The 26,209-nt window shown below is 64.8% G+C and carries 27 protein-coding genes and 1 tRNA gene; 8 read left to right on the top strand and 20 right to left on the bottom strand.

The window, feature by feature from the left end; translation table 11 throughout:
- A complete protein-coding gene (locus CH290_RS14310) occupies positions 1-633 on the top strand; it encodes a potassium-transporting ATPase subunit C (protein WP_033190472.1) in 633 nt (210 codons plus the stop codon).
- Positions 633-3,131 (top strand): sensor histidine kinase, encoded by a 2,499-nt coding sequence (locus tag CH290_RS14315; protein WP_033190471.1) that lies wholly within the window; start codon positions 633-635, stop codon positions 3,129-3,131. The genes CH290_RS14310 and CH290_RS14315 overlap by 1 nt, the downstream gene beginning before the upstream one ends.
- Before the next feature lie 23 nt (positions 3,132-3,154).
- Here CH290_RS14315 and CH290_RS14320 read toward each other — a convergent pair whose 3' ends face one another.
- Positions 3,155-3,511, bottom strand: coding sequence for a putative quinol monooxygenase (locus CH290_RS14320; protein ID WP_230621108.1), 357 nt, complete (start codon positions 3,509-3,511; stop codon positions 3,155-3,157).
- A gap of 164 nt (positions 3,512-3,675) precedes the next feature.
- Between CH290_RS14320 and CH290_RS14325 the strand changes: the two genes are divergently transcribed.
- A complete protein-coding gene (locus CH290_RS14325) occupies positions 3,676-4,668 on the top strand; it encodes an AraC family transcriptional regulator (RefSeq protein WP_033190469.1) in 993 nt (330 codons plus the stop codon).
- Here the strand turns inward: CH290_RS14325 and CH290_RS14330 are convergent, their stop codons facing one another.
- The gene (locus tag CH290_RS14330) at positions 4,669-5,559 is read right to left on the bottom strand and encodes an alpha/beta fold hydrolase (protein ID WP_033190468.1); all 891 of its coding nucleotides are present in this window, start codon (positions 5,557-5,559) and stop codon (positions 4,669-4,671) included.
- 19 nt (positions 5,560-5,578) lie between these two features.
- Positions 5,579-6,184, bottom strand: a complete 606-nt coding sequence (locus CH290_RS14335; RefSeq protein WP_230621106.1) for a TetR/AcrR family transcriptional regulator — start codon at positions 6,182-6,184, stop codon at positions 5,579-5,581.
- Positions 6,185-6,245: 61 nt separating this feature from the next.
- On the opposite strand from CH290_RS14335, the gene CH290_RS14340 reads away from it, so the two are divergent.
- Positions 6,246-7,235, top strand: coding sequence for an alpha/beta fold hydrolase (locus tag CH290_RS14340; RefSeq protein WP_230621105.1), 990 nt, complete (start codon positions 6,246-6,248; stop codon positions 7,233-7,235).
- 19 nt (positions 7,236-7,254) lie between these two features.
- Here the strand turns inward: CH290_RS14340 and CH290_RS14345 are convergent, their stop codons facing one another.
- Both CH290_RS14345 and CH290_RS14350 read right to left on the bottom strand, forming a co-directional pair.
- Positions 7,255-7,446: a CbrC family protein gene (locus CH290_RS14345; protein WP_033190466.1), complete on the bottom strand. Its 192-nt coding sequence runs from the start codon at positions 7,444-7,446 to the stop codon at positions 7,255-7,257.
- A 159-nt stretch (positions 7,447-7,605) separates the two neighbouring features.
- A tRNA-Asn gene (locus tag CH290_RS14350) sits at positions 7,606-7,678 on the bottom strand.
- A 139-nt stretch (positions 7,679-7,817) separates the two neighbouring features.
- On the opposite strand from CH290_RS14350, the gene CH290_RS14355 reads away from it, so the two are divergent.
- Positions 7,818-8,066, top strand: a complete 249-nt coding sequence (locus CH290_RS14355) for a hypothetical protein (RefSeq protein WP_020111626.1) — start codon at positions 7,818-7,820, stop codon at positions 8,064-8,066.
- Here the strand turns inward: CH290_RS14355 and dnaG are convergent.
- The 7 genes from dnaG to CH290_RS14390 all read right to left on the bottom strand — a co-directional run bounded on the left by dnaG (position 8,063) and on the right by CH290_RS14390 (position 15,551).
- Positions 8,063-9,985, bottom strand: a complete 1,923-nt coding sequence (dnaG, locus tag CH290_RS14360; protein WP_019667474.1) for a DNA primase — start codon at positions 9,983-9,985, stop codon at positions 8,063-8,065. The genes CH290_RS14355 and dnaG overlap by 4 nt on opposite strands.
- Positions 9,986-10,027: 42 nt before the next feature.
- On the bottom strand, positions 10,028-11,305 hold the full coding sequence (locus tag CH290_RS14365; protein WP_033190465.1) for a deoxyguanosinetriphosphate triphosphohydrolase: 1,278 nt from the start codon (positions 11,303-11,305) through the stop codon (positions 10,028-10,030).
- Complete coding sequence (locus tag CH290_RS14370; protein WP_019667476.1) at positions 11,302-12,021, bottom strand: YdcF family protein; 720 nt, start codon at positions 12,019-12,021, stop codon at positions 11,302-11,304. Before CH290_RS14370 ends, CH290_RS14365 begins: the two co-directional genes overlap by 4 nt.
- 54 nt (positions 12,022-12,075) lie before the next feature.
- Positions 12,076-12,684, bottom strand: a complete 609-nt coding sequence (locus tag CH290_RS14375; protein ID WP_019667477.1) for a response regulator transcription factor — start codon at positions 12,682-12,684, stop codon at positions 12,076-12,078.
- A complete protein-coding gene (locus CH290_RS14380) occupies positions 12,681-13,799 on the bottom strand; it encodes a sensor histidine kinase (RefSeq protein WP_230621104.1) in 1,119 nt (372 codons plus the stop codon). The genes CH290_RS14375 and CH290_RS14380 overlap by 4 nt, the downstream gene beginning before the upstream one ends.
- Positions 13,800-13,866: 67 nt before the next feature.
- Positions 13,867-14,652: an ABC transporter permease gene (locus CH290_RS14385; protein ID WP_019667479.1), complete on the bottom strand. Its 786-nt coding sequence runs from the start codon at positions 14,650-14,652 to the stop codon at positions 13,867-13,869.
- Entirely contained in the window at positions 14,649-15,551 is a 903-nt protein-coding gene (locus CH290_RS14390) for an ABC transporter ATP-binding protein (RefSeq protein ID WP_019667480.1), read from the bottom strand. Before CH290_RS14390 ends, CH290_RS14385 begins: the two co-directional genes overlap by 4 nt.
- Positions 15,552-15,668: 117 nt before the next feature.
- Here CH290_RS14390 and CH290_RS14395 point away from each other — a divergent pair, with 117 nt between their 5' ends.
- Entirely contained in the window at positions 15,669-17,669 is a 2,001-nt protein-coding gene (locus CH290_RS14395; RefSeq protein WP_033190463.1) for a TPM domain-containing protein, read from the top strand.
- 154 nt (positions 17,670-17,823) lie between these two features.
- Here CH290_RS14395 and CH290_RS14400 read toward each other — a convergent pair whose 3' ends face one another.
- Complete coding sequence (locus CH290_RS14400) at positions 17,824-19,209, bottom strand: glycine--tRNA ligase (RefSeq protein ID WP_019667482.1); 1,386 nt, start codon at positions 19,207-19,209, stop codon at positions 17,824-17,826.
- A 186-nt stretch (positions 19,210-19,395) separates the two neighbouring features.
- On the opposite strand from CH290_RS14400, the gene CH290_RS14405 reads away from it, so the two are divergent.
- Together CH290_RS14405 and CH290_RS14410 are read left to right on the top strand one after the other, a co-directional pair.
- Positions 19,396-19,809, top strand: coding sequence for an ArsR/SmtB family transcription factor (locus CH290_RS14405; RefSeq protein ID WP_019667483.1), 414 nt, complete (start codon positions 19,396-19,398; stop codon positions 19,807-19,809).
- A gap of 3 nt (positions 19,810-19,812) precedes the next feature.
- Complete coding sequence (locus CH290_RS14410) at positions 19,813-20,235, top strand: Fur family transcriptional regulator (RefSeq protein WP_020111630.1); 423 nt, start codon at positions 19,813-19,815, stop codon at positions 20,233-20,235.
- Between the two features lies 1 nt (position 20,236).
- Here the strand turns inward: CH290_RS14410 and CH290_RS14415 are convergent, their stop codons facing one another.
- From CH290_RS14415 to CH290_RS14445, 7 genes are read right to left on the bottom strand one after another with little or no spacing between them, the layout of a single operon-like run.
- Positions 20,237-20,632 carry a hypothetical protein gene (locus tag CH290_RS14415; RefSeq protein ID WP_019667485.1) on the bottom strand — a complete coding sequence of 132 codons (396 nt, stop codon included), beginning with the start codon at positions 20,630-20,632 and terminating at the stop codon, positions 20,237-20,239.
- Positions 20,625-21,443: an isoprenyl transferase gene (locus tag CH290_RS14420; RefSeq protein WP_019667486.1), complete on the bottom strand. Its 819-nt coding sequence runs from the start codon at positions 21,441-21,443 to the stop codon at positions 20,625-20,627. The genes CH290_RS14415 and CH290_RS14420 overlap by 8 nt, the downstream gene beginning before the upstream one ends.
- Positions 21,400-22,224 (bottom strand): DNA repair protein RecO, encoded by an 825-nt coding sequence (gene recO, locus CH290_RS14425; RefSeq protein WP_026348198.1) that lies wholly within the window; start codon positions 22,222-22,224, stop codon positions 21,400-21,402. The genes CH290_RS14420 and recO overlap by 44 nt, the downstream gene beginning before the upstream one ends.
- 52 nt (positions 22,225-22,276) lie before the next feature.
- Positions 22,277-23,188, bottom strand: coding sequence for a GTPase Era (gene era / locus CH290_RS14430; RefSeq protein WP_020111631.1), 912 nt, complete (start codon positions 23,186-23,188; stop codon positions 22,277-22,279).
- Positions 23,185-24,537, bottom strand: a complete 1,353-nt coding sequence (locus CH290_RS14435) for a hemolysin family protein (protein ID WP_019667489.1) — start codon at positions 24,535-24,537, stop codon at positions 23,185-23,187. The genes era and CH290_RS14435 overlap by 4 nt, the downstream gene beginning before the upstream one ends.
- A complete protein-coding gene (ybeY, locus tag CH290_RS14440) occupies positions 24,534-25,076 on the bottom strand; it encodes an rRNA maturation RNase YbeY (RefSeq protein WP_019667490.1) in 543 nt (180 codons plus the stop codon). Before ybeY ends, CH290_RS14435 begins: the two co-directional genes overlap by 4 nt.
- A gap of 45 nt (positions 25,077-25,121) precedes the next feature.
- A complete protein-coding gene (locus CH290_RS14445) occupies positions 25,122-26,123 on the bottom strand; it encodes a PhoH family protein (RefSeq protein ID WP_230594157.1) in 1,002 nt (333 codons plus the stop codon).
- Between the last annotated feature and the right edge of the window lie 86 nt (positions 26,124-26,209).

Raw genomic sequence — 26,209 nt, forward strand, 5'->3', positions numbered from 1 at the left:
ATGCGCTTCGTTCAAAGGTTCTTCGGTCAGATCGTCGCCGGACTCGCCGTCCTGCTGACACTCACGGTGATTCTGGGCGTCGGGTACCCGGCCGCAGTGTGGGCGGTGAGCAGGCTCGGATCGGACTCCGCGGAAGGGTCGCCGTTGACCGACAGCGCCGGCTGCGTGGTCGGCAGCAGCTTGATCGGCGTGGATCCTCGAGTCGAGGACGGCATGCCGGATCCGTTCTTCCACACCCGGGTCACCGGATCGGTGGCCGACGAGGACGCGTTCGCACCGGGTGATCCCGCCGCCGCACTTCCCTCGAACCAGGGACCGAGCAGCGAGACGCTCGCCGATTTCGTCGAGCAGCGACGCGTGCAGGTCGCCGAACGTGAGAACGTCGACCCGGATCAGGTTCCGGCCGACGCAGTGACCGGATCCGGATCCGGCATCGATCCACACATCAGCCCCGCCTACGCGGCAATCCAGATCGCCCGAGTCGCAGAGGTGAACGGGCTGAGTCAGGACACGGTGAAGTCCCTCGTCGACGAGTACACCTCGGGACGCCAACTCGGTTTCCTCGGCAACGAGCGAGTCGACGTGCCGGAGCTCAACGTCGCGCTGGGTCTGACCGCCCCCGGCTGCAGCTGATGTCCCCCGACGCCCGCGGTGAACTGCGCATCTATCTGGGCGCCGCTCCTGGCGTCGGGAAGACCTTCGCGATGCTCGGCGAAGCGCATCGCAGGAAGGAACGCGGATGCGATGTCGTTGCGGCCGTGGTGGAAACCCACGGCCGCGCGCGCACCGCAGCCCTGCTCGAGGGAATCGAGATAGTCCCGATGCGCACCGTGGACTATCGCGGTAGCAAAGCGCTGGACATCGACGTCGACGCCGTCATCGCGCGTGGACCTGGTCTGGTCCTCGTCGACGAGCTCGCGCACACCAACACCCCCGGCAGCCGAAACGGCAAACGCTGGATGGATGTCGAGGACTTGCTTGCCGCCGGGATCGATGTGGTGTCGACTCTCAACGTCCAACATCTCGAGAGTCTCAACGACGTCGTCGAACACATCACCGGCGTCCCGCAGCGCGAGACCGTCCCCGATTCGGTGGTCCGAGCCGCGGATCAGATCGAACTGGTGGACGTCACTCCCGAAGCACTTCGACGCCGCCTGTCGCACGGGAACATCTACGCCGCCGACAAGATCGACGCAGCACTGAGCAACTACTTTCGGCAGGGCAACCTCACTGCGCTGCGGGAACTCGCCCTTCTGTGGATCGCCGATCAGGTCGATGCGGCCCTGGCCAAATATCGAACGGCACACCGGATAACCGAGACGTGGGAGGCGCGCGAGCGGGTCGTCGTGTCGGTCACCGGTGGACCCGAATCGGAGACGCTGGTGCGTCGGGCGCGGCGTATCGCATCGAAGTCGTCCGCGGATCTGATGGTGCTGCACGTCATTCGAGGCGATGGGCTCAGCGGAGTGTCGGCGCCGCAGATGGGTAAGGTCCGCGCACTGGCCGAGCGTCTCGGAGCCAGCATGCACAGTGTCGTCGGCGACGATGTTCCTGTCACCCTGCTGGAGTTCGCCCGCGGCGTGAACGCAACCCAGTTGGTGATCGGAACGTCGAGACGCTCTCGGTGGGCCCGCATTCTCGACGAGGGTATCGGTGCTGCCGTGATCCAGAAGTCGGGGAAGATCGACGTCCACATGGTAACGCACGACGAGGTCAGCCGCGGGTGGCGTCTGTCCCGACTGATCAGACCCGATCCGACGCACCGGCGGATTATCTCCTGGGCGGCAGCCGTCGTCGTCCCGTTCCTGTCGGCGCTGGCGATGCTGCTCGTGGACCCCTATCTCGACCTCGGCGGCGAGAGTGCCTTGTTCTTCATGGTGGTTCTTGCAGTCGCCTTGCTCGGTGGAGTTGCCGCAGCGGCGCTGTCGGCACTGATAGCCGGGTTGCTTCTCAATTTTTTCTTCGCCGACCCCCGCTACAGTTTCACCATCGCCGAACCGGACAATTTCGTCACGACGGTGGTGCTGCTGATCATGGCCGTCGCCGTCGCCTTCCTGGTCGATGTCGCCGCTCGCCGTGCCGCGCGGGCGAAACGTGCATCTCAGGAGGCCGAGCTGTTGACACTGTTCGCAGGCACGGTTCTGCGCGGCGGCGACCTGCACGCCTTGCTGGAGCGAGTCCGTGAAACCTATTCGCAGCGTGCAGTATCGATCATTCGACGGTCGGGCGACGTCGTCGAATCCGTCGGTAGCGACGCGCCCATCGACGCCCCCTCGGCCGACACCGCGATCGAGACGCCGGACGCCGATTTCGCGTTGCTGTTGGCCGGATCGAAAACCGGTGCACACGATCGACGAGTACTCGCAGCGGTCGCGAACCAGGCGGCGGGACTCATCCGTCAAGCCGAACTGGCCGAGGAAGCGAGCACAGCATCGGTTGTGGCGGAGGGTGACCGCTTGCGGCGGGCCCTCCTGTCATCCGTCAGCCACGACCTTCGAACTCCCCTCGCCGCTGTCAAGGCGTCGGTCTCCAGCCTGCGCAGCACCGACGTCGAATTCTCCGCCGACGACACCGCTGAGTTGCTCGCGACGATCGACGAGTCCACCGACACGTTGACCGCTCTCGTCGGGAACCTGCTCGATTCGTCTCGCCTCGCCGCCGGTGTCGTTCGGCCCACGCTGTCGACCGTTCGGGTCGAGGACACGGTGCGAGCAGCGTGCGACTCCACTACGCGAGGCACACCCGACCTCGTCGTCGACGTCGGTGACACCACCGTCGCGGCCGACCCGATTCTGCTCGAACGGGTACTGGCCAATCTCGTCGACAACGCAGCCAGGCACGCCGCCGACACCACGATCCGGATCGGCGCCGCTACCGTCGGCGACCGCACGATCATCACTGTCGCCGACTGTGGCCCGGGGATCACGCTCGGCTCGAAAGACGCTGTCTTCGAGCCGTTTCAGCGCCTCGGCGACACCGACAACACCACCGGCGTCGGCCTCGGACTGTCCGTGGTCCGCGGTTTCGTCGACGCGATGGGCGGGTCGGTCTCTGTGTCGGACACCCCCGGCGGCGGTGTCACGATGACGGTGGAGCTGGCGTCGTCCATCTCACCGACATCCGACACCTGATCAGCCCGAGTTGGCGGTGCGGCTCAGTCGCTCAACGGCCGGAGCCATTCGGCCTCGAGGTCGCCCTCGACGAGTTCGGGGAGCGCACCGAAATAGGTTTGCATGAACGGTTGCTGGAGGTGGCGGGCGATATCTGCCCCGGTCGACCATCGCTCGTAGAACGCGAACGCACCCGGCTGCGCCGGCGTGGTGTGCACCGAGTACTGCTCGTATCCTTGTTCGGCGCGTACGGCGGGAACGATCGAACGGATGAGGCGTGCGAGTGCCTCTTCTTTTCCTGCCTTGGCGCGAGCGAAACCGTACACCGCGACAGGCGTGGTCGAATTCAGTACGTCGTTGGGAACGAGGCCATCGGGAACCGTGTTGTCGTGTGTGCTCATCAGACTTCTCTCATCCAGGCCGCGGGCTGTGTGCTCGCGGCTGAGATCCACGCTAGAACCGCAACGACGACGCATCCATGGCTGAAACTCCCCGAAAAATACCCGAATGAACCACTCGAACAATCGTTATGAGTATTTCGGTACGCCGTTGCTAATCTCGACAGGTGGATGTTCTCTCCGAGATGTTGTCGGTCTCGTCGGTACGGGGCAGTGCAGGCGCTCGGATCACTGCCGCAGGCGAATGGGGTGTGGAGTGGGCGGGAGACCGTGATGCCGTCGTGTATGCAGTCACCGCCGGGATCGCATACCTGATCGTCGACGGCGACACACCCCGCATGTTGATGCCTGGCGACGTCGTAGTGCTCGCCCAGGGCTCAGGTCATACGCTCGCCAGTGCACCGTCGGCTCCGGTGCACTCCTGCGACAATGCGGCCGCGGTCGATGCCAGGCTCCGCGGCGCGGCCCTCGCGCTCGGGAACGGCGGCACTCGGACCCACATCCTCGGAGCCTCGTACAGTTACGATTTCGCGGCTCCCGTTCCCGTTTTCGCGGTTCTACCTCCCGTACTTCATCTCTCTGCGCCGCAACTCGACGCGAGTGCGTCCGATATCGTCACCATCCTCGGCAGGGAGCTTGCCGCACCTGGACCCGCCACGGATCTGTTGCTGGACCGTCTGGTCGACGTCCTCCTGGTGGAAGTCATGCGAGCCTGGCTCTCGACCGACACGGAACTGTCGGCGTCCTGGTGGGGCGTTCTTCGTGACCCGTTGCTCTACTCGGCAGTCAGCAAGATCCACGAGGAGCCCGGCCGTCCGTGGACCACGGAGTCGCTGGCGCGCGAAGTGTCGACGTCGAAACAGACTTTGATGCGGCGATTCGCCGTCTTCGCCGGAACCACTCCCGGCAAGTACATGACCGACTGGCGCATGAATCTTGCAGCCCGACGGCTACGCGATACCGACGACTCCCTCGACACGATCGCAACCGATCTCGGGTACGCCAGCGAATTCGCTTTCAGTCGTGCCTTTCGCCGCGAACGACAGATCCCGCCCGGACGATACCGCTCACGATCGCGGGACGTCGGGAGCCGTTCTCGGACGCGACCGTCGTCGACAGCGGAACCGGCGCCGTCCATTGCGCCGACATCCGACACCTGATCAATCCAGGACGGAACGCAGCGCTGCCGCGAATTCGACGGGCCTGCCGGTCTGGCCGAACTCGCCGCCACAGAACCCCTGGTGTCCGCCGGGGAACACGACGGCGTCGCGGCCCAGCAGCGCAGCAACGGCATATCCAGCGCGACCGGCTAATTCACCGTCGACCGGACCGCCGGATTCCTCACCGACGGCGACGACGATGCGGGTACCGGACGTCTTCAACGCGTCTACGTCGGGCGCGAAATCCACAACGCCGCCGCGCATGTTGGACATCAACGGGTCGTTGCGCGATCCATCGTCGTCCGTCGGCAGGCCGAACTGCGATGGATCCGGCGCCGGTCGATCGAGGTAGTCATGGTCGACCTCACCGCGGTGCATCACCAGCATGATGAATGCAGCCATCGCGGGGCCGGAGCCCTGCGCGTCGTAGATGGAGACCATGTCCTCGCAGACGGCGCGGATGTGGTCGCGGTCCGGCAGCGTCGCACCGGCCGGTGGTTCGTGTGCGACGAGCGTTCGAACGAGTCCGGGGTGGGCAGCCACGAATGCCAGCGCATTCACTGCTCCCCCACTGGTCGCGAAGACATCGACCGTGTCCGAGCCCAGTTCGAACAGGAGCGCGCGGAGATCGTCCGCGTGCTGAGCGGCTGTCACTGCGGCGGTGTCGTCCTCGCATGTACTGCGACCGGTGTTGCGGGGATCGTAGGTGACCACCACCCTGTCGGTGAAGTGCGACGCCAGGGTTCCGAATCCGCTTGCGTCCATAGGTGAACCGATCAACAGAAGCGGTACCGCGTCTTCGCTCGACGGACCGACGACGTCGTACGTCAGAGTTGCACCGGGCACGGTGAAAGTGTGAGTTGTCATGCTCGTGTCGACCGCGCTGGGCATGAAAACTCATCGCGGCGCCTCACGAGTCGGCTCCGAGCCTGCTGCCGACCATCTCGACGATCTCCGACGCCGCCGACCCCGTGTCGAAGGTGGGGTCCTCCAGGAATTCGTCGACGACCGCATCGATCATCCCTCCCGCGAGGATCGCCAGTGTGCGCTCGTCCCGTCCCGGTCCCCGGTCGTCACCCCTGGCCTCGGACAACAGTCCCGCAAGGGGACGCCAGCGCTCCTGCCTCTCGTGTCGGGACGCGCCGTTGTTCGCAGCTGCCAGTCCGGCCTGCACCATGGTTCGTGCGTGATCCGGATGATCCGCCAGGTATCCGATCATCGCGCGCACGTATGCCTCGGGGCGTTCCGGTGGCGGCGACGCGTCGACGTGCTCGCCGACGTGTGTGACCAGCGCGGTCAGAACATGCTGATATGCGGCCGTGAGCACCGCATCCTTGGTGGTGAAGTGGTACACCACCGTGCCCTTGACGACCCCCGCGGCATCGGCGATCCGCGCCAACGACGCGGCGGCATATCCGTGTTCGGCGACCAGTGAGACAGCTGCGGCGATGATCTGCGCACGCCGTTCGCGCTCGATTCTGGTCGGTCCATCGGCCCCTGACATACGCGCAGACATGACGTAAGGTTACCGACATCGACCAATTTTTGACCATAAGGTCAAGAAATGAGAGGTAGTCATGGACGATCCATCGCCAACCCGCCCCAGGAGAAGGCGTCGAGCATGGGTGATTGCGGCACTCGTCGTGGCGGTAACGGTGACCGCGGGCGCATTCGCCCTCCGCACCCCCAGCCCCGTCGGTCATTGGAACTCCAAGGACAAGCACGAGAAGTTCGTGGCCGATTACCAACGCGCCTGGGAGGACATGCCGACGCCTGACCGAACCCTGGACGTACGAACGGAATTCGGATTCGTTCGTGTCTACCGCTTCGACGGCACCGGACCGACCAGGACGGAGCACCCGTTCGTGCTGCTTCCCGGTAGATCGTCACCCAGCCCTATCTGGGCCACGAACATGCCCTCGCTGCTCGCACTCGGTGACGTGTACGCACTGGACCTGCTGGGCGAACCGGGAATGAGTGTGCAAGAGGTCCCGATCGAGAACGACGACGACAACGCGGCCTGGCTCGACCAGACTCTCGAACAACTCCCCGAGGACGAATTCAACCTACTGGGCCTGTCCATCGGCGGATGGGCCGCGACCAACCTGGCAACCCATTACCCCGACCGTGTTGCCTCCCTGATGCTGATCGACCCGGCGTACACATTCGCCACCATCCCGCTCGGGACGGCGGTTCGAGCCATCCCGGCATCTGTCTCGTGGCTACCCAAGTCCTGGCGGGATTCGTTCGCCTCGTACACAGCCGGCGGCGCACCTGTCGAGGACAACGCCGTGGCTCGGATGATCGAAACCGCCATGAGCGCCTACTCGATCAAGCTGCCGCAACCGTCGCTGATCCCCGAGAGCGACCTGGAAGGCCTCCGAATGCCTGTCCTCGCGATACTCGCCGGACGATCGGTCATGCACGACGCCTCCGACGCCGAGGAGGTCGCGCGACGTGCACTCGGCAACGGCACCGTCGTCGTCTACCCGGAGGCGTCGCACGCCGTCGGCTCCGAGGAGGCCGACCGAATCGCCGACGAGATCAGCCTATTCCTCTCGTCCTGAACCTGTATCCGGCACTGCCTCAACAGGAGTCGACATGAAGCCGGTGTGCACCGCAGGTCACGCACTGGAACAGGTAGCCCGACAGATCACCTTCGACTTCCAGATACGCCCTCACGACGTCGGGCTCGAAGCCGGTTCCACCGTCGACATCGGCGGCGAAGTCCACGGAGTAGAACGAACCCTGGTACTCAGGGCACTCGGTCGACCGCACGCATCGCACTCTCCCTGCCATCGACGCAGGAACACAACCCGCGACGAAATTCACCCACCTGTTGTGCGTTGCGCAGGTCTGCGTACGCACAACAGGTGGGTGAATGTGCGCCCTCGACAGCAGAAAACCCCCACCCAGGAACTGGATGGGGGTCTCGAGCTCCCCCGGCTGGACTCGAACCAGCAACCGTCCGATTAACAGTCGGAAGCTCTGCCAATTGAGCTACAGGGGATTACTCAGTGGCTTCGCACTCTCGTGCGGGCCGAGAGAAACAATAGCGCACACCCCCATGGGAGTACCAAATCGCCCTGCTCGGGCCCCGTCAGGCAGGATGGTGGGACGCGTGCACAACACTGATCTAAGGACTTGTGATGATTCGTTTGGTTCTGGCTGCTGGGGCGGCGTACGTGCTCGGAGCCAAGGCTGGTCGTGGTCGCTACGAGCAGATTCGTAAGACGGCTTCCGCCGTGGCGGGTAGCCCGGCGACCAAGAAGGTCATCGAGGTCAGCAGGCAGAAGCTGTCGGATTCGCTGAACACGCAGCCGAAGCTCGAGCCGATGAAGCCCATCGACGACGAGACGCAGCTCTACATCCCCCAGGATCAGCTGCGTAAGCGTTAGCCGGCCGCAGAGTCGTCCTCGACGTTGCCGATGGCCTGTTCGAGCAGGCTTCGTCGGTACTGTTCGAGGGCGATGACGTCGCCGAGGAGCGCGTAGTACTCGTCCTGGTTGTCCTGCGGTGACATGCGCTGCATCTTGGATTTGAGCTCGGCGACCTGCTCCCCCACCCAGACTTCCTGTAGACGAGCCAGTACCCCGCCGATGTACCGCGTGAGCGCGATGTCCGCCACCGGGATGTGCTCGACCGCGAGCTCCATCACGAGCGATTTCACGACCGCAGTTTCGGTCCGCTTGGCGACGGCGTCGACCCATTCCCCTCCGCCGAGGCCTGCGGCGGTCCCCCCTGCGGCGGTCACCGCTGCGCTGACGGCGGCGTAGGCGGGGTGAGTGAAGGTCTCGGGAGGCAGTGAGTCGAAGACCGACCCGGCGATCGCCGGGTTCTGCAGCGCGGACTTCAACGCCTCACGCTGAGGCCACAGGGACGGATCCTTGGGGTGTGGACGCGTCGGGCCGGCCGGCACCTCCGCCGGGGGCGCCTGGCGCTTGTCGAACGGTGTGCGTTTCTTCGTGTCTCCGCGTGCACCCTTCTTGGCTTCGTCTCGAACCCGTGCGAGAACCATCGCGGTGTCGTCCCAACCGGTCCAGCCGGCGAGTTGGCGCGCGTATTCGTCGCGCAGCGATGCGTCCTTGATCCGCGCCACGACGGGGACGGTTCTGCGCAGCGCTTCGACCCGACCTTCGGGCGTGTCCAGATCATGTTCACGCAGAAGCGATTTCACGACGAAGGCGAACATCGGGGTGCGGCGTGCAACGAGGTCACGTACGGCGGGGTCGCCGGATTTCTGCCTCAGCTCGCAGGGATCCATGCCCTCGGGCGCGATGGCAACGAAGGTCTGTCCGGCAATCTTCTGATCACCCTCGAAAGCCTTCATCGCGGCCGCCTGGCCTGCGTCGTCGCCGTCGAAGGTGTAGATGACCTCGCCGCGGAAGTAGCTGTCGTCCATCATGAGTCGACGCAGCATCGCCAGGTGGTCCTCACCGAAGGCGGTGCCGCACGAGGCGACGGCGGTCTTGACGCCTGCCAGGTGCATGGCCATGACGTCGGTGTATCCCTCGACGATGACGGCCTGATGCGATTTGGCGATGTCCTTGCGTGCCATGTCGAGCCCGAACAGCACCTGAGACTTCTTGTACAGCATGGTTTCCGGCGTGTTGATGTACTTGCCGGGCATGGTGTCGTCGTCGAACAGTTTCCTGGCGCCGAAGCCGATGGTGTCGCCGCTCTGACTGCGAATCGGCCACACCAACCGTCGCCGAAACCTGTCGATGGGTGTTCCGCGCTTACCGGGTGTCGCCAGGCCCGCGTCGATGATCTCCTTGGCTTCGAAGCCGCTGGACAGCAGGTGCTTGGTCAGGGTGTCCCAGCCGTCGGGCGCGTATCCGCAGCCGTACGCCAGCGCGGCTTGGCCGTCGAAGTTGCGCTCGGTCAGGTAGTCCCGAGCGGCCTGGGCGTCGGGTTCACGCAGACGCGCGGCGTAGAACTCCTGGGCCGCCGAGTTGGCTGCGATCAACCGCGCTCGGGTGCCCCGGTCACGTTGAACCGATGGCCCTCCGCCCTCGTAGGTGATCGAGTAGTTCAGCCGGTCGGCGAGTTGCTCGACGGCTTCGACGAAGGAGATGTGCTCGATCTTCTGGAGGAAGGAGTAGGCGTCACCTCCCTCACCGCAGCCGAAGCAGTGGAAATGCCCGTGGTTGGGTCGGACGTGGAACGACGGAGATTTCTCGTCGTGGAAGGGGCACAGGCCCTTCATCGAGTCGCCGCCCGCGCGCTTGAGAGAGACGTAGTCACCGACGACGTCTTCGATCCGTGTGCGTTCGCGAATGGCGGCGATGTCACGTTCAGGAATTCGGCCGGCCACGAAGGGCAGTCTAGTCCTGTCCCACGACTCCGACGAAGCGGATCAGCCCCAGCTGGCCTGAGCTCCGAGGCTGCGCTTGTCGATCAGTTCGAGGCGGCTTTCGGTGTACGACGCGATCTGGTCCACCACGACTCGGGTGCGCTCGGCATCGGACTGCGCGTCGTTCCAGGCGGGGACGAAAATAGGGTCCAGCTCACCCGGCCCGGATCGTTCGACCCATTCGGCGACGCGGTGAATGCGGTCGCGTTGGCGTGCCTGCCGCACTTTGTGGCTCGCGTCGGACATCACGTAGCGCAAGGCCATCGTCTTCAGCAGAGCGACCTCGGACGCAACGATCGGCGGGATGACCAAGTCCGCGTCGTACCGGGACAAGGGTTCGGTTCCCCATTTCTGACGGGTGGCGTCGATGGCTGCGGTGGCGAATCGCCCGACCAGCTCGCTGGTCAGATGCTTCAACGCGACCGACGCGGCGAGGGTGCCGTCGAATTCACCGACAGCGAGGACCACCGGCATGCGGGACAGGCGTTCGGCGGCTTCGACGAGCTCGTTCTGGTCGAGGCCGCGAAACTCGCGAACACCGAGTTCGGCGAGCTCTCGTTGCTCGGACCGGTCGCCGAGTGACCGGAGTGCGATGCGGCCGTCGATGACGCCGTCTTCGACGTCGTGAACCGAGTAGGCGACGTCGTCGGCCCAGTCCATGGATTGGGCTTCGAGGCATTTGCGACGGTCGGGTGCGCCGTCGCGTACCCAGTCCAGGATGGCGGAATCGTCATCGTAGGCACCGAATTTCGCGCCGGGCGACGGGCGCAACCAGGGATACTTGATGGCGGCGTCGAGCGATGCGCGGGTGAGATTGAGCCCGACGCTGGTGCCGTCGGAATCGAGGATCTTGGGCTCGATTCCGGTGAGGATGCGCAGGTTCTGCGCGTTGCCCTCGAACCCGCCGCAGTTCGCGGCGACCTCGTCGAGCGCTTTCTCGCCGTTGTGCCCGTAGGGCGGGTGCCCGATGTCGTGGGCGAGACCGGCGAGGTCGACGAGGTCGGGGTCTGCGCCGAGTCCTTCCCCGATGCTGCGACCGATCTGTGCGACCTCGAGTGAATGTGTGAGCCTGGTGCGCGGAGTGTCGCCGTCGCGCGGCCCGGTCACCTGTGTCTTGTCGGCGAGCCTGCGCAATGCCGCGCAGTGCAGCACACGTGCTCGGTCGCGCGCGAACTGACTGCGATGCGACGCGTTTTCCTGCCCGCTGTCCAGCCCGGCGGTCTTGGGTGCTTCGGTGACGAATCGTTCGATGTCGTGGTCGGTGTAGTCGCTCACTGTCATTGCCCTGCCGTGTAGGAGAAGTCCGCGGTGAAGTGCGTCAGCTGATACCACAGCAACGCACCGGTCTCACGCGCGATTCCGTGGGCCTGGGACTCGCGGGTGTACACGGCCGGGCCGGTGCGGGTGGGCGATGTCCACGCTTCGAGTCCAGCGTCGCGGGCCATGGTGCGCGTGCGCAACGAATGCCACGGATCGCTCACCAGCACGACGGACGACTTACCCTGTGCGCGAAGCGTTTCGCTGACCGCCTCGATGCTTTCCAGCGTGTCCGAGCCCTGTTCGACGGCAATGATCTTGTCCGCCGGCACTCCCTGATCGATGAGGTAGTTACGGCCGGACGCAGCCTCCGTGTAGAGGTCGCCTTCCTGCTTCCCGCCGACGGTCACTATTTCCGGTGCGACCCCTTCTTCGTACAACGCGGCTGCCTGTGACAATCGAGCCTCGAACACGCTCGACGGAGTGCCCGAGTACTGCGCTGCGCCGAGCACCACGATCGCCTGTGCAGGCGTGTGGTCGTCGATCCGGGCCACCTGCCAGACCCGCACCGCGGTGCCGCCGACGACGACGAGTCCCATCAGAACTACGCCGACGACGAGCCTCGTCGTCCAGCGACCGAGCGTGCCGAAGAACCCGAGCCGCGCGGGTTCGGGCTCGGTGTATTCGTACGTCTCCCCGTAGGGATCGCCGTACGGATCGCGGTCGACAGTCGAGTTCACTCCTCGAGTTTGCCAGCCCGACCCGCGAGAAGGCGCCTGGGCACGCGGGGCGGCCTACAACCATCCCCGTTCCCGCGCGACTCGGATTGCCTCGGCTCGCGTCGTCGTACCCGTTTTTCCGATTGCCGCGGACAGGTGATTCCGTACCGTCCCTTCCGACAGATGGAGCGCAGCGGCGACTCGACCTGCGGTTCCTCCCTCGGCAGCAGCACGGAGAACTTCCTGCTCACGTGCCGTCAGCGGGGACACTCCGTCGGTCAACGTCTCGGTTGCGAGAGTGGGATCGACCACCCGCAGGCCCATGTGAACGCGCCGGACGGCGTCGGCGAGTTGGCGCGCCGGGGTGTCCTTGACGACGAATCCATCGGCACCCGCGTCGATGGCGCGTCGCAGATATCCGGGCCGGCCGAAAGTGGTGACGATCATCACTCGGCAACCGGGGTAGTGCTTTCTCAGTTCTGCAGTCGCTGCGATGCCGTCGAGGCCAGGCATCTCTACGTCCAGCAGTGCGACGTCCGGGCGATGCTCCACGGCCGCCGCAACCACCTCGTCGCCGCGCCCGACTTCCGCGACGACCTCCAGATCGGATTCCAAGTCCAGCAGCGCCGCCAAGGCGCCTCGGACGAGAGCCTGATCGTCTGCCAACAGCAACCGGATACTCATGCCGCCACCACTTCCACCCGGAATCCACCCGCAGCTGACTTCCCCACGCTCAACGAGCCGTTCGACGCCTTCACGCGCTCGGCGAGCCCTCGCAGGCCGTGTCCGTCGTCCGAGATCCTTCCGGACGTGCCGACGCCGTCGTCGGAGATCTCGATGCGACCGGGTTCGACGACCACCGTGCACTGCCGGGCCCCACTGTGCCGGATCACGTTGGTGACCGCTTCGCGCACAGTCCACCCGAACAGTTCACGGTTGCGGAGAGGGACCACGTCGGCATCGGTGGGAAACACGGCATCGATCCCCGCCGCGTCGAGAGCCGACCGCGCCGACGCGAGTTCCGTTGCGACGTCGACCGTGCGCATGGCCCCGACGGTGGAACGGACATCGCCGAGTGCTTCCCGAGCGAGAGCTTCCACCTCGGCGATCTCGACGGCCGCCCGGGCAGGATCGATCTCGACGAGCCGCCCGGCGAGTTCTGCTTTCACCGTGATGACGGTCAGCGAGTGCCCGAGAATGTCGTGGACATCGCGGCTCACTCGTTCACGCTCGGCGACGACGGCGAGGTCGGCGAGCTGTTGCCGTGCCTCGGCGAGTTCATGGTTGCGCTTGAAGACCTGAGTGATTCCCCAGGCCGCAACTGCGCTGATCACGAGCTGAAATGCGAAGAAGGAACCGGGATCCCAGGACGAAACGATGCGGGGCAGAAGTTCGACGACGGCGACCAGTGCGATAACAGCCGCCCACGCCTGACGGGTGGACAACGTCATCATGGCGAGAACCGCCATGTAGATGGTCGCGCCGAACGCCTGACTTCCGATGAGTACCGCGAGGAACAGCGTCAGTGCCGCCATGCCGGCCAGGCTCGCCCAAGCCCATCCACGGGCGAGCGCAGGTCCTTCCCGTCGCGCAGTGCGAAATGCCCAGAACGTGACGACGAACAGAGCACCGAACGCGACGACGGCGGTCACGCCCGCCACTTTCCCGGCCAGACTGGGCAGCGCCAGGGACTCCCCCAGCGGGTACGCGAGATAGAACAGCCAGATCATGCCGAAGACCCAGCCGAAACGGAACGTCCGTCCAAGTCCCTCGGAGTCGTCCGTGTCTGACCGGGTCATGGCGAACACGCTAGTACGTGCGTGGAAATGTGTCCCAGGGGACACATTTCCACGCACAGCGGATCGGTCAGACACGCTTGGTGTCTCGGCGGAACAACACGGCGGCACCGAGTACGAACAGACCGGCCCAGACGGCCAGGTTGGCCAGAGCGACCACGAGCGTCCCCGTCGTCGGATCGGTGAACGGCGCACGGGCAACCGTCGCGAGCCCGTAGAGCGGAGTGAACTTGGCAACGAAGGGGAACCATCCGCTGTCTGCCAGCGGTACGAACAGTCCGCCGGCGAACGCGAGGACGGCGAGGAGCGGACCGAGGACCTGCATCACGTTCTCGGACGGCAGCAGGTATCCCATGAACAGTCCGAAGGCTGCGAACACGCCGCTTCCGAGCCACGCGATGAGGCCGCTGGTGATCCAGATCCAGATCGGCATGTCCGCCCCGACGAACGCGGCCACCACGAAGACCGCCACCACCGACGCGAGGCCCATCGTCATCGCGACCACGATCTTGGTGACGATGTACGCGACCGGACGCAGCGGTGTCAGCCGGAGCTGTCTGCTCCAGCCCTGCGCCCGCTCGACGGACACCATCGCTCCACCGCTGGTTGCGCCCAGCATCGCACCGTAGACCGCCATGCTGATGGCGATGTACGCGGTGACGTTGCCGTGCGCGAAGGAATAGTCGGACTTGAAATCCGACTGCGAACCGAAGATCACGAAGAACACCGGTGGCATGACGAGAGTGAAGGCAATGGTCCGCCGATTGCGGAACAACCTTTTGATCTCCAGTCCGAGAAACGTGAGGCTGAACCCTCCTAGAGCCAGGGTCGGGCGAGGAGCGGTTGCTGTGGTCATGTCGCACTTCCTACGAGATCGGTTGTCAGAGCGAGGAATGCATCCTCGAGGTTCTTGGAGACGATTTCTACGTCGACGGCGTCGGTGCACGTCAACAGATACCGCGCGACGGCATCGGAATCCTTACCGTGGACTATCACTCGCTCGCCGCGCATCTCGACGTGGTCCACACCTGGAATACGCAGCAGCGCAGTCTGATCCACACCGCGGGCCGTTGCCGTGACAGTTCGACCGGAGGCGAGGTTCTTGACTTCCGCAGCGCTGCCGTCGGCGACGATCCTGCCGTGGCGCAGGAGCACGATTCGATCCGCGTACGCGTCGGCCTCGTCGAGATAGTGCGTCGCGAACATGACCGTGCGGCCGCCGCGAGCATCGTGACGAATCGCATTCCAGAAGTCGCGCCGCCCTTCGACATCCATTCCGGTCGTGGGCTCGTCGAGAAGAATCAGATCGGGTTCCGGCAGCAACGCGAGGGCGAAGCGAAGCCGCTGCTGCTCACCCCCGGAGCATTTCGCCACGCGCCGATCAGCGATCCCAGTGATCCCGGCACGCTCGAGAACGCTGTCGACCGGACTCGTGCGAGGAAACAGTGACGCGGTCAGCTGAATCGTCTCGCGGACCGACAGATCCCGGATGAGCCCTCCGCTCTGCATCACCGCCGACACCCTCCCGTCGGCGATCGCCTCGGCGGGTGAGCGGCCGAACACCCGCGCAGTACCCGTATCGGGCTTGGCCAGCCCGAGCATCATGTCGATCGTCGTCGTCTTGCCCGCTCCGTTCGGACCGAGAAACGCCACCACTTCACCGGGCTCCACGCGCAAACTCACATCCGCGACGGCCTGGACTTTCCCGAAAGCTTTGCTCAGGTGCTCGAGATGCACCGCAGGTGTTGTTGTCATGAGAACTACCCTGCTCGCGTTCGGCCTTTCATCCCTCGTCCGAGCGTCACGTTGTTGCCGTGACACCTGTCATGGGTGGTGCCGCGGTGTTACCACCGGACGGTAGATTCTCATCTCATGACGCAGTTCACGGTCCGACGCTTTTTCGCAGTCACTGTTCTCACGTCGATGCTCGGGTTGGCAACCCTGATCGGAGTGACGGCCCCGGCCTCTGCGGAAGCGCCGTCGAGGCTCGCCGGCCAGATAACGGATTCGGTCGGTGCACTCGACGAATCGGAACTCGTCGACGTTCAGGCCGCGATCGACGATCTGTACAACTCGGCACAACTGCGACTGTGGGTCACGTACGTCGCTGACTTCGACAACCTGTCGGCCGAGCAATGGGCCCAGCAGACCTATCGGGCGAGCGACTTCGGGCAGCGCGACGTGCTGTTGGCGGTCGCCACCGTCGACCGGTCGTACTACCTCGCCGTCGACACGTCGTTGGACCGAATCACCGCGAGCGAGCAGACGGACATTCGGACCGACGACGTCGAGCCCGCTCTGCGAGAACAGGATTGGTCCGGCGCAGCCATCGTTGCCGCAGGATCGCTCGGCGAAGCGTACGCAAGTTCCGGCAGCGGCGGGTCCAGTACACCGTGGCTGATCGGCGCAGGCGTCGTGGTCGTTGCCGGAGGCGGCGCCGTCGTCTACTCCTCGCGGCGCAACAAAGCACGCAGGCAAGCGGGAATCGACGCTGCACACAACATCGACCCCACCGACACCGCGGCACTGTCCGCTCTACCCCTGGAAATTCTCGACGCGAGAGCGCACACGATGCTCGTCGAAACCGACAACGCCGTCCGGTCGAGCGAGGAAGAACTGTCGATCGCGCGCTCGGAATTCGGCGACACCACCTCCGCCCCGTTCATCAACGCGTTCGAAGAGGCGAAGAAGGCGCTCGGAACCGCGTTCGAGATCCGTCAACGCCTCGACGACGCCATCCCGGAAACACCGGAACAGCGACGCTCGATGCTCATCCAGATCATCTCCTCGTGTGGCCGCGCCGATCACGAACTGAATTCGCGGGTCGCCGAGTTCGAGTCGATGCGAGACCTGCTGATCAACGCAGATTCCAAGCTCGACTCGCTGACGCAGGCCGTCGTCGAACTCACCGTGCGCGTACCCGAGTCGGATGCCGTTCTGAAGGCACTGCACACCGAGTTCGCGGAGCCGGCGCTCGCCTCGATCTCGTCGAACATCACCATGGCCCAGGAGGACATCGAACTGGCCGAGCGCAACATCGAGGTCGGCCGCGAGGCTGCGACGAAACCCGCAGGCCAACAGGGCGAGCTCGTGTCCGCGATCCGGACCGCGGAAAAAGCCGTCGACCAGGCTCGGGCACTGCTCGACGGAGTAGACCACGCGCAGAACGACATTCGCAATGCAATCGCCACACTGCCCGCAGCGATCGACGACGTTCGTCGCGACATCCAGAATGCCGCCACGCTCGCCGAGCACGGCGGACAGGAGCTTCAGAACGCACGCGCCGCGGCCGAGCAGGCACTCCGCATCGCCGAAGAATCCAAAGCAACCGATCCGCTCGGCAGTTTCACGCAACTCGTCGCTGCCGATCAGCACCTCGATGCCGTCATCGCCGACGCCACCGAGGCGAAGACCCAGGACGATCTGCTCCGTTCACGACTGGCCCGCGACCTCGGCGGCGCACAATCCCAGATCACCGCAGCGAAGGACTACATCTCCACCCGACGCGGCGGCGTCGGCGCGGAAGCTCGTACCAGACTCGCCGAAGCGGAGCGCCACTTCGCTGCGGCTCGACAACTCGAATCCTCGGACCCGGCCAAGGCAATCCAGCACGCACAGGCAGCAGCCCAACTGGCATCGAGAGCATCTCAGTCCGCGCAGGCCGACGTACGGGACTGGGAGAATCGCAACCGCCCACGAGGCGGTAGCAGCGGGGGCAACGTCGCCGGCGCAGTCCTCGGCGGCATCCTCATCAACAGCGTCCTCCGCGGCGGCGGAGGAGGCGGTGGCTTCGGCGGTGGTGGTTTCGGAGGCGGAGGCTTCGGCGGGGGCGGTGGTGGCGGCGGCTTCGGTGGCGGCGGCGGTCGGTTCTAGCTCCCCTCCGGTGGCCGAACAGCGCCCCGTCCCGTGAGCGAACAGCGCCCAGTCCGGTGAGCGAATGAACCGTTCGGTCACTTGGAGTGACCGAACGGCTCATTCGGTGCTACGTGCGGGTCTCGACCGAGCCGAAGCTGCGGTGAGGGGTGGACTAGGCGCCCAGTAGCCGGGCCGCGAGGTAGGCCTCGACTTGATCGAGGGCGACGCGTTCCTGTGCCATGGTGTCGCGCTCGCGGATGGTGACCGCCTGGTCGTCGAGGGTGTCGAAGTCGACGGTGATGCAGAACGGCGTACCGATTTCGTCCTGACGACGGTAGCGGCGGCCGATGGCGCCGGCGTCGTCGAATTCGACGTTCCAGTAGGCGCGCAGCTGCTGTGCGAGGTCCTTGGCCTTCGGAGTCAGGTCGGCGTTGCGCGAGAGCGGCAGTACGGCGACCTTGACCGGTGCGAGGCGACGGTCGAGCTTGAGTACGACGCGCTTGTCGACGCCACCCTTGGCGTTGGGGGCTTCGTCCTCGGTGTAGGCGTCGACGAGGAATGCCATGAGTGAACGCGTCAGGCCGGCTGCGGGCTCGATGACGTACGGCGTGTAGCGGGTGTCCGTCGCCTGCTCGTAGTAGCTGAGGTCCTGACCGGACGCTTTGGAGTGGACCGACAGGTCGTAGTCGGTGCGGTTGGCGATGCCTTCGAGCTCGCCCCATTCGCTGCCCTGGAACTTGAAGCGGTATTCGATGTCGACGGTTCGCTTGGAGTAGTGCGAGAGCTTCTCCTGCGCGTGCTCGTAGAGGCGTAGGTTCTCGGGGTCGATACCCAGGTCGGTGTACCACTTCATGCGGTAGTCGATCCAGTACTGGTGCCACTCGTCGTCTTCGCCGGGCTTGACGAAGAACTCCATCTCCATCTGCTCGAACTCACGGGTGCGGAAGATGAAGTTGCCGGGGGTGATCTCGTTGCGGAAGCTCTTGCCGATCTGGCCGATGCCGAACGGCGGCTTCTTGCGCGAGGTGGTGAGGACGTTGGCGAAGTTGACGAAGATTCCCTGCGCCGTCTCGGGACGCAGGTAGTGCAGGCCTTCTTCGTTGTCGACCGGTCCGAGGTAGGTCTTGAGCAGACCCGAGAATGCGCGGGGCTCGGTCCACTGGCCGGGGTCGCCGGTTTCGGGGTCACGGATGTCGGCGAGTCCGTTCTCCGGCGGGCGTCCGTGCTTCTCTTCGTACGCTTCGAGGAGGTGGTCTGCGCGGTAGCGCTTGTGCGTGATGAGCGACTCGACCAACGGATCGGAGAACGTCTCGACGTGTCCCGACGCTTCCCACACCTCACGCGGAAGGATCACCGAGGAGTCGAGGCCGACCGTGTCTTCGCGGCTGGTGACCATGTTGCGCCACCACTGCTTCTTGATGTTGTCCTTGAGCTCGACGCCGAGTGGACCGTAGTCCCACGCCGACTTGGTACCGCCGTAGATCTCACCGCACTGGTAGACGAGTCCTCGACGCTTGGCGAGGTTGGCGACGGTTTCGACTTTGGACTTGGGTGCCACTGGCGGAGCTCTCCATCTTGTGTCTTGCGAGAGGGACTTGTACAGGCGTCAAGACTATCGGTCGAGGGCCGCTTTCTCCGAACGCTCGCGTTCGCGTTTGACATGCGCACTCGTGCATATCAAAATGGAAGTGATTTGCATTAACGATCGCTGGACTACTGTGAAGCAGGTACGCGAGCCCTGAACATGAAGGAGAATCTGTTGGCAATCCTGGAGACGGACCCTTCGCACCTCGGCAACGAACAGCCTGCACACAGCCCCTCCACCGAAGCCCACGTGCATGATCCGTTCGTGTCTGCGCCGCCCGCGCCGGTCCCGGCCAAGGAGACACTGACGGCCGCAGGCGACATCCTGCGCGCGCTGGCAGCGCCTGTTCGAATCGCGATCGTGCTGCAACTTCGTGAATCCGAGAGGTGCGTCCACGAACTGGTGGGCGCCCTCGGAGTGACCCAACCGTTGATCAGTCAGCACCTGCGCGTGCTCAAGGCCGCCGGTGTCGTACAGGGTGAACGCAATGGACGCGAAGTGCTGTACCGACTGGTCGACGATCACCTGGCTCACATCGTCGTCGACGCTGTCGCCCACGCAGAGGAAGGCTGATAGATGCCGGAGAGCACGAGAACCCGCAAGCCCGTCGCAGTCGGGATCCGAGCAACGAAGCAGCGCAGTGCCATCTCGGATCTGTTGGACAACATCGACGAGTTCCGGTCGGCGCAGGATCTGCACGACGAGTTGCGCAAGCGCGGTGAAGGCATCGGGCTGACGACGGTGTATCGCACTCTCCAGGCTCTGGCCGATGCCGGCACCGTCGACGTCCTCAGAATCGACACCGGGGAATCGGTCTACCGGCGGTGCTCGTCCGGCCACCACCACCATCTGGTCTGTCGTGATTGCGGCTACACGGTCGAGGTCGAGGGCCCGACAGTCGAGAAGTGGTCGCAGGGCGTCGCGGAGGACAACGGATTCTCCGACGTCAGCCACACCATCGAGATCTTCGGCACCTGCAACGAGTGCAGGGCCAAGTAGGTCACGGAAGCAGGCCCTCGCGCGCTTTCTCCACTCCCCCGAGGACCAGCACCAGCATGGTCATCAGGGCTTCGTCGTCGAGGCCACTCGCCGGAAACGTGTAGCGCAGCAGCACATCCGCCGATTTCTCGTGGACGTTCACCGAGATGGACCCGAACTGCGAGTCCGCATTACGGTCCGCCACCTTCTTGTGCAGAGCGGCCTTGAGGGGCCGGTCCCACGCCAGCACCGCCGTCAGCGACAGCACCTCGAGCCCTGGCGACAGTGCCACCGAGCGGAGGGAACACAGGGCCCCGGCATAGTCGAAGCCGAGCGAGCCTTCCTCCCCGACGACGACCGTCGCGAACTGCGACAGCGCCAGTTCGGCACGCGACTGCAGGGTCGTGGGCTCACTCATACTTCACTCCTCCGAATCGACGGTCCCTGGACGCGTACTCGATGCACGCTTCCCAGAGGTCCCGGCGATCGAAATCCGGAAACAGTTTCTTCTGAAAGACGAACTCCGCGTATGCGGACTGCCAGATGAGGAAGTTGGATGTGCGCTGCTCCCCCGACGGACGCAGGAACAGATCGACGTCCGGCATGTCTGCTTCGTCGAGGTACTTGGCGACGGTGGCTTCGGTGATCTTCTCGGGATCGAGTTTTCCCGCCGCCACCTGACGCGCGATTTCTCGTGTTGCGTCGGCGATCTCGGCACGCCCACCATAATTGACGCACATCGTCAGCGTCATGACGGTGTTCTTCTTCGTCAGTTCCTCGGCGACTTCCAGTTCCTTGATGACGCTGCGCCACAAGCGAGGCCGTCGTCCGGCCCACCGAACTCGGACACCCATCTCGTTCATCTCGTCACGGCGACGCCGGATGACGTCGCGGTTGAAGCCCATCAGGAACTTCACCTCGTCCGGGCTGCGCTTCCAGTTCTCTGTCGAGAACGCGTAGGCCGACAGCCACTTGACTCCGATGTCGATGCATCCGCAAACGGTGTCCATGAGCACAGCCTCGCCGCGCTCGTGACCTGCGGTTCGTGGCATTCCACGGTCCTGTGCCCACCGGCCGTTGCCGTCCATGACGAGGGCGACGTGACGCGGAATCAGTTCGGGTTGAATGATCGGAGGCGTGGCTCCCGACGGGTGTGGATCAGGGGGCCGAATCGCCCTGTCACCGTCAGACTGACTGCGCGGTTCGCGTCGGAGAATCACGGTCTTCATCCTGCCCGACGCCGGTTGCTCGAACCGCACCAGGCCCGACCTGATGCGGCGCTGTGCGTTCGACGAGCGGCAACGTCCGGAGTTGGCGTTCCAGGTGCCACTGAAGATGAGCGGCGACCAGTCCACTGGCTTGGGACCGAACGGCCGTCGACGTCGTTTCCGTGTAGTCCCATTCACCGCGTTCGAGGGCGACCATCAGGTCCACGACGCCGGTCATGGGCGTCGCCGAACCCGGGGGCCGGCAGTGCACGCACACGGACCCACCTGCCGCGACATGAAATGCTCGGTGCGGCCCCGGAGCTGCACACCGCGCGCATTCGGTCAACGACGGCGCCCAGCCGGAGAAGCCCATGGCTCGGAGCAGGAACGCGTCGAGAATCAATTCAGGAGGGTGAGATCGATCGGCGAGCGCGCGCAGCGCGCCCACGGTCAGCTGGTGCAGACGTTTCGCCGGTGCATGTTCTTCACCGGCCAGCCGCTCCGCGGTCTCGAGGATCGCGCAGCCGGTGGTGTAGCAGCCGTAGTCGCTGACGATGTCGCCGCCGAACGCGTTGACTGTGTGCACCTGGGTGACGATGTCCAGATTTCGACCCGGATGAAGAAGCAAGTCGACGTGGGCAAAGGGCTCGAGCCGAGCCCCGAACTTCGATTTCGTGCGGCGCACCCCCTTCGCGACGGCCCGAACGATGCCGTTGTCACGAGTCAGTAGCGTGACAATACGGTCGGCCTCGCCCAGCTTGTGCTGGCGCAGCACGACTGCGTTGTCCCGGTATAGCCTCACGTACTCCAGTGTCCCACGGAGCGGGGGTAGCGCATCTTCGCCACTCGGGCTTCTAGAAGCCGAGCTTGCCCATCTGCTTCGGGTCGGTCTGCCAGTCCTTGGCGATTTTGACGTGCAGGTCGAGGTAGATCCTCGTGCCGAGGAGTTTTTCGATCTGCAGCCTCGACGCGGTGCCGACCTCTTTCAGTCTCGATCCGCCTTTGCCGATGATGATGGCTTTCTGGCTCGGGCGTTCGACGTAGAGGATCGCGTGGACGTCGAGCATGTTGTCGTGGCCCTCGCGAGGGGTGACCTCGTCGATCACCACGGCGAGCGAGTGCGGGAGTTCGTCGCGCACGCCTTCCAGCGCTGCTTCGCGGATGAGCTCGGCCATCAGGACGTCTTCGGGCTCGTCGGTCAGTTCGCCGTCCGGGTAGAAGGCAGGGCCCTCCGGCAGCTCCGACGCGAACAGGTCGACGAGCTTCTCCACCTGCTCACCCGACGCGGCGGAGACCGGAATGACGTGACTGTCCTCGCCGAGGAGCTTCGAGAGCGCCATCAACTGCTGTACGACGCGTTCCTTCTTGACTTTGTCGATCTTGGTGACGATGCCGATCAACGTGGTCCTGGGCGCGATGTGACGCACCTGTTCGAGGATCCACCGATCGCCGGGGCCGATCTTCTCGTCGGCCGGGATGCAGAGCCCGATGATGTCGACCTCGGAGTACGTTTCCTGGACCAGGTCGTTCAGGCGCTGCCCCAGAAGCGTTCTGGGCCGGTGGAGTCCGGGCGTGTCGACGAGGATCAGCTGCGCGTGCTCGCGGTGAACGATTCCGCGGATGGTGTGCCGCGTCGTCTGCGGCCGGGACGAGGTGATCGCGATCTTGGAGCCGACGAGCGCGTTGGTGAGCGTCGACTTGCCGGTGTTCGGCCGTCCGACGAAACAGATGAATCCTGATCGAAATTCGGTGCCTGCGTCGGTCATTCTTCGTCTCCCAGCTCTTCCCGCCGTGTGTGGCTGGGATCGTCGTCGTCTGCCGTGTCGTGCTCGTCGTCCTCTTCGGGAGCTGGCACTCGTTCCACCAGAACGGTCGTGATGCGTACTCGCCCACGTGGGTCCGCCCCACCTTCGCCGATCAGGATCAGGCCGTGTGTCTCGACGCGCGAACCGGGTAGCGGCACGCGGCCGAGCTCGTAGCCGAGCAGGCCACCGATGGTGTCCACGTCCTCGGACTCGATCTCGATGTCGAACAGTTCACCGACGTCCTCCAGTGTGACGCGGGCGGACACACGATAGGTGCCGTCGCCCAGGTCCTCGATGGGCGCGACCTCGGCGGAATCGTATTCGTCGGCGATCTCGCCGACGATCTCCTCCAGCACGTCCTCGATGGTCACCAGCCCTGCGATGCCACCGTATTCGTCGACCAGCAGGGCCATGTGGTTTCGATCGCGCTGCATCTCGGCCAGCAGGCTGTCCAGTGCCTTCGAATCCGGCACGAACACCGCAGGCCGCATCAGTTCGTCGACCTTGACGCCGCGGCCACCGTCGGTGGAGTAGTACGTCCGCTGGACGAGGTCCTTGAGATACACCACGCCCACGACGTCGTCGACGTTCTCGCCGATGACCGGGATGCGGGAGTGTCCGCTGCGGACTGCAAGGGATGTGGCTTGGCCTGCCGACTTGTCGGATTCGATCCACACCATCTCCGGGCGGGGCACCATGATCTCGCGCGCGGAGGTGTCCCCGAGTTCGAACACCGACTGGATCATCCGACGCTCGTCGTCGGCAACGACGCCGCGTTCGCGGGCCATGTCCACCAGCTCGCGAAGCTCGATCTCCGACGCGAACGGGCCGTTGCGAAAACCGCGTCCAGGTGTGATGGCATTTCCGATGAGGATGAGAAGCCGGCTGATCGGGCCGAGTATCCAGCCGAGAGCTCGAAGCGGAAACGCGGCGGACAATGCGATCGAGTACGCGTGCTGCCTACCGAGCGTTCGCGGGCCGACACCCACCGCCACATAGCTGACCAGCACCATGACGACGGCGGTGACCGTCAGAGCGAGTGTTTCCGACAGCAGGTCCATCATGCCGCCGACGAGAAGTACGGTTGCCGCGATCTCGCACAGAATGCGCAGCAGAACCGTCAGGTTGACGTAGCGTGGCCGGTCCGCGACCACCTCGAGCAATCCGATTGCACCGGGCCGCTCGTCCTTGGCCATGTCCTCGATCCGTGCCCGCGACACGGTGTTGAGGGCCGAGTCGACGGCAGCGAAGACACCTGCGACGGGCACCAGCACCACTGCGGAAACGATGAGTGCGGGTGCACTGCTCACAGGTTCTCGTCCCTGGAGAACCCGGTCTTGCCCAGTAGCCGTGCGTCGCGAGCCGCTTGGATCTCGGCTTCCTCGGTCCGCCGGAGATCCTCGTACCATTCTTCGAGGATGCGATTCTGGAGACCGAACATCTCCTTCTCCTCGTCGGGCTCGGCGTGGTCGTAGCCGAGCAGATGCAGCACACCGTGCACCGTGAGAAGAGCGAGTTCGTGTTCCAGCGGGTGCCCGGCTGCGGCTGCCTGATCGGCAGCGAACGACGGACACAACACGATGTCGCCGAGCATCGACGGCCCCGGCTCGGGGGCGTCGGGACGGCCTCCGGGCTCCAGTTCGTCCATGGGAAACGACATCACGTCCGTCGGACCCGGGAGATCCATCCACCGCATGTGCAGGTCGGCCATGGTCGCCGAGTCCACCAGCACCATCGACAGTTCGGCGGCAGGGTGCACGTCCATACTCGCGATCGCGAACCTCGCCACGCTCACCAGTTCCGGCTCGGAGACATCCATCCCCGATTCGTTGGACACCTCGATACTCATCTACCGCTCATTCTCTGTCGATTCTCCGCTCGGGCAGCCATGAGTCTAACGGCGTGCGGCACGTGCCCCACCCGAGCGTCGCTGCGCACGGTTGCCGATCGAGTCGTTGCTCTCGCGCGAGGACTCGAAGCGCTCGTACGCGTCGACGATGTCGGACACCAGCCGATGCCGAACGACGTCACTGCTGGTCAGCTGCGCGAAGTGGATGTCGTCGACCTCGGTCAGGATTTCGCTCGCGGCGCGCAGACCCGATCGAGCTCCACCCGGCAGGTCGACCTGGGTGACGTCTCCGGTGACGACGATCTTGGATCCGAACCCCAACCGCGTCAGGAACATCTTCATCTGCTCGGCAGTGGTGTTCTGAGCCTCGTCGAGAATGATGAAGGCATCGTTGAGGGTTCGGCCACGCATGTACGCGAGTGGCGCCACCTCGATGACGCCCGCCTGCATCAGCTTCGGGATGGCTTCGACGTCCATCATGTCGTGCAACGCGTCGTGCAGCGGACGCAGATACGGATCGATCTTCTCGTGCAACGTGCCGGGCAGGAATCCGAGACGCTCGCCGGCCTCCACTGCCGGCCTGGTCAGGATGATTCGACTGACCTGCTTGGCCTGCAGAGCCTGCACGGCCTTCGCCATGGCGAGGTAGGTCTTGCCGGTTCCCGCAGGCCCGATGCCGAACACGATGGTGTTCGCGTCGATGGCGTCGACGTACCGCTTCTGGTTGAGGGTCTTCGGCCGAATGGTCTTGCCTCGGCGCGAGAGGATGTCCAAGCTGAGGACCTCGGCCGGCGACTCGGAGACGCCCTCGGTGAGCATCGCCACCGTGCGCCGGACGGCGTCGGGAGTCAGAGGTTGGGCACGCTTGACGACGGCCGCCAGCTCGGAGATCACGCGTTCCGCCAGCGCGACGTCCGCGACCTTGCCGCTGAGCGTCACCGCGTTACCGCGCACATGGATATCCGCGCTCAGCATCTGCTCGAGTGTGCGTAGGTTCTCGTCCGACGGTCCCAGCAGCGGCGGAACCGCTTCTGGTGCCAATTCCATACTCGACCGAACCTGGCGTTCGGCAGGAAGATCGCTGTGTTCACTCACGTGGTGGCTATGGCCTGCTTTCGGTTGTCTGGTCTCGA

Source organism: Rhodococcus sp. 06-156-4 (assembly GCF_002259345.1).
Classification (GTDB): domain Bacteria; phylum Actinomycetota; class Actinomycetes; order Mycobacteriales; family Mycobacteriaceae; genus Rhodococcoides; species Rhodococcoides fascians_E.

Excerpts from the sequence above, each read along its gene's own strand:
- CH290_RS14310 (WP_033190472.1), top strand. The coding sequence starts at position 1 with ATGCGCTTCGTTCAAAGGTTCTTCGGTCAGATCGTCGCCGGACTCGCC.
- CH290_RS14315 (WP_033190471.1), top strand. The coding sequence starts at position 633 with ATGTCCCCCGACGCCCGCGGTGAACTGCGCATCTATCTGGGCGCCGCT.
- CH290_RS14320 (WP_230621108.1), bottom strand. The coding sequence starts at position 3,511 with ATGAGCACACACGACAACACGGTTCCCGATGGCCTCGTTCCCAACGAC.
- CH290_RS14330 (WP_033190468.1), bottom strand. The coding sequence starts at position 5,559 with ATGCCCAGCGCGGTCGACACGAGCATGACAACTCACACTTTCACCGTG.
- CH290_RS14335 (WP_230621106.1), bottom strand. The coding sequence starts at position 6,184 with ATGTCTGCGCGTATGTCAGGGGCCGATGGACCGACCAGAATCGAGCGC.
- CH290_RS14340 (WP_230621105.1), top strand. The coding sequence starts at position 6,246 with ATGGACGATCCATCGCCAACCCGCCCCAGGAGAAGGCGTCGAGCATGG.
- CH290_RS14355 (WP_020111626.1), top strand. The coding sequence starts at position 7,818 with ATGATTCGTTTGGTTCTGGCTGCTGGGGCGGCGTACGTGCTCGGAGCC.
- CH290_RS14365 (WP_033190465.1), bottom strand. The coding sequence starts at position 11,305 with ATGACAGTGAGCGACTACACCGACCACGACATCGAACGATTCGTCACC.
- CH290_RS14375 (WP_019667477.1), bottom strand. The coding sequence starts at position 12,684 with ATGAGTATCCGGTTGCTGTTGGCAGACGATCAGGCTCTCGTCCGAGGC.
- CH290_RS14380 (WP_230621104.1), bottom strand. The coding sequence starts at position 13,799 with ATGACCCGGTCAGACACGGACGACTCCGAGGGACTTGGACGGACGTTC.
- CH290_RS14385 (WP_019667479.1), bottom strand. The coding sequence starts at position 14,652 with ATGACCACAGCAACCGCTCCTCGCCCGACCCTGGCTCTAGGAGGGTTC.
- CH290_RS14390 (WP_019667480.1), bottom strand. The coding sequence starts at position 15,551 with ATGACAACAACACCTGCGGTGCATCTCGAGCACCTGAGCAAAGCTTTC.
- CH290_RS14395 (WP_033190463.1), top strand. The coding sequence starts at position 15,669 with ATGACGCAGTTCACGGTCCGACGCTTTTTCGCAGTCACTGTTCTCACG.
- CH290_RS14405 (WP_019667483.1), top strand. The coding sequence starts at position 19,396 with ATGAAGGAGAATCTGTTGGCAATCCTGGAGACGGACCCTTCGCACCTC.
- CH290_RS14410 (WP_020111630.1), top strand. The coding sequence starts at position 19,813 with ATGCCGGAGAGCACGAGAACCCGCAAGCCCGTCGCAGTCGGGATCCGA.
- CH290_RS14415 (WP_019667485.1), bottom strand. The coding sequence starts at position 20,632 with ATGAGTGAGCCCACGACCCTGCAGTCGCGTGCCGAACTGGCGCTGTCG.
- CH290_RS14420 (WP_019667486.1), bottom strand. The coding sequence starts at position 21,443 with ATGAAGACCGTGATTCTCCGACGCGAACCGCGCAGTCAGTCTGACGGT.
- era (WP_020111631.1), bottom strand. The coding sequence starts at position 23,188 with ATGACCGACGCAGGCACCGAATTTCGATCAGGATTCATCTGTTTCGTC.
- ybeY (WP_019667490.1), bottom strand. The coding sequence starts at position 25,076 with ATGAGTATCGAGGTGTCCAACGAATCGGGGATGGATGTCTCCGAGCCG.
- CH290_RS14445 (WP_230594157.1), bottom strand. The coding sequence starts at position 26,123 with ATGGAATTGGCACCAGAAGCGGTTCCGCCGCTGCTGGGACCGTCGGAC.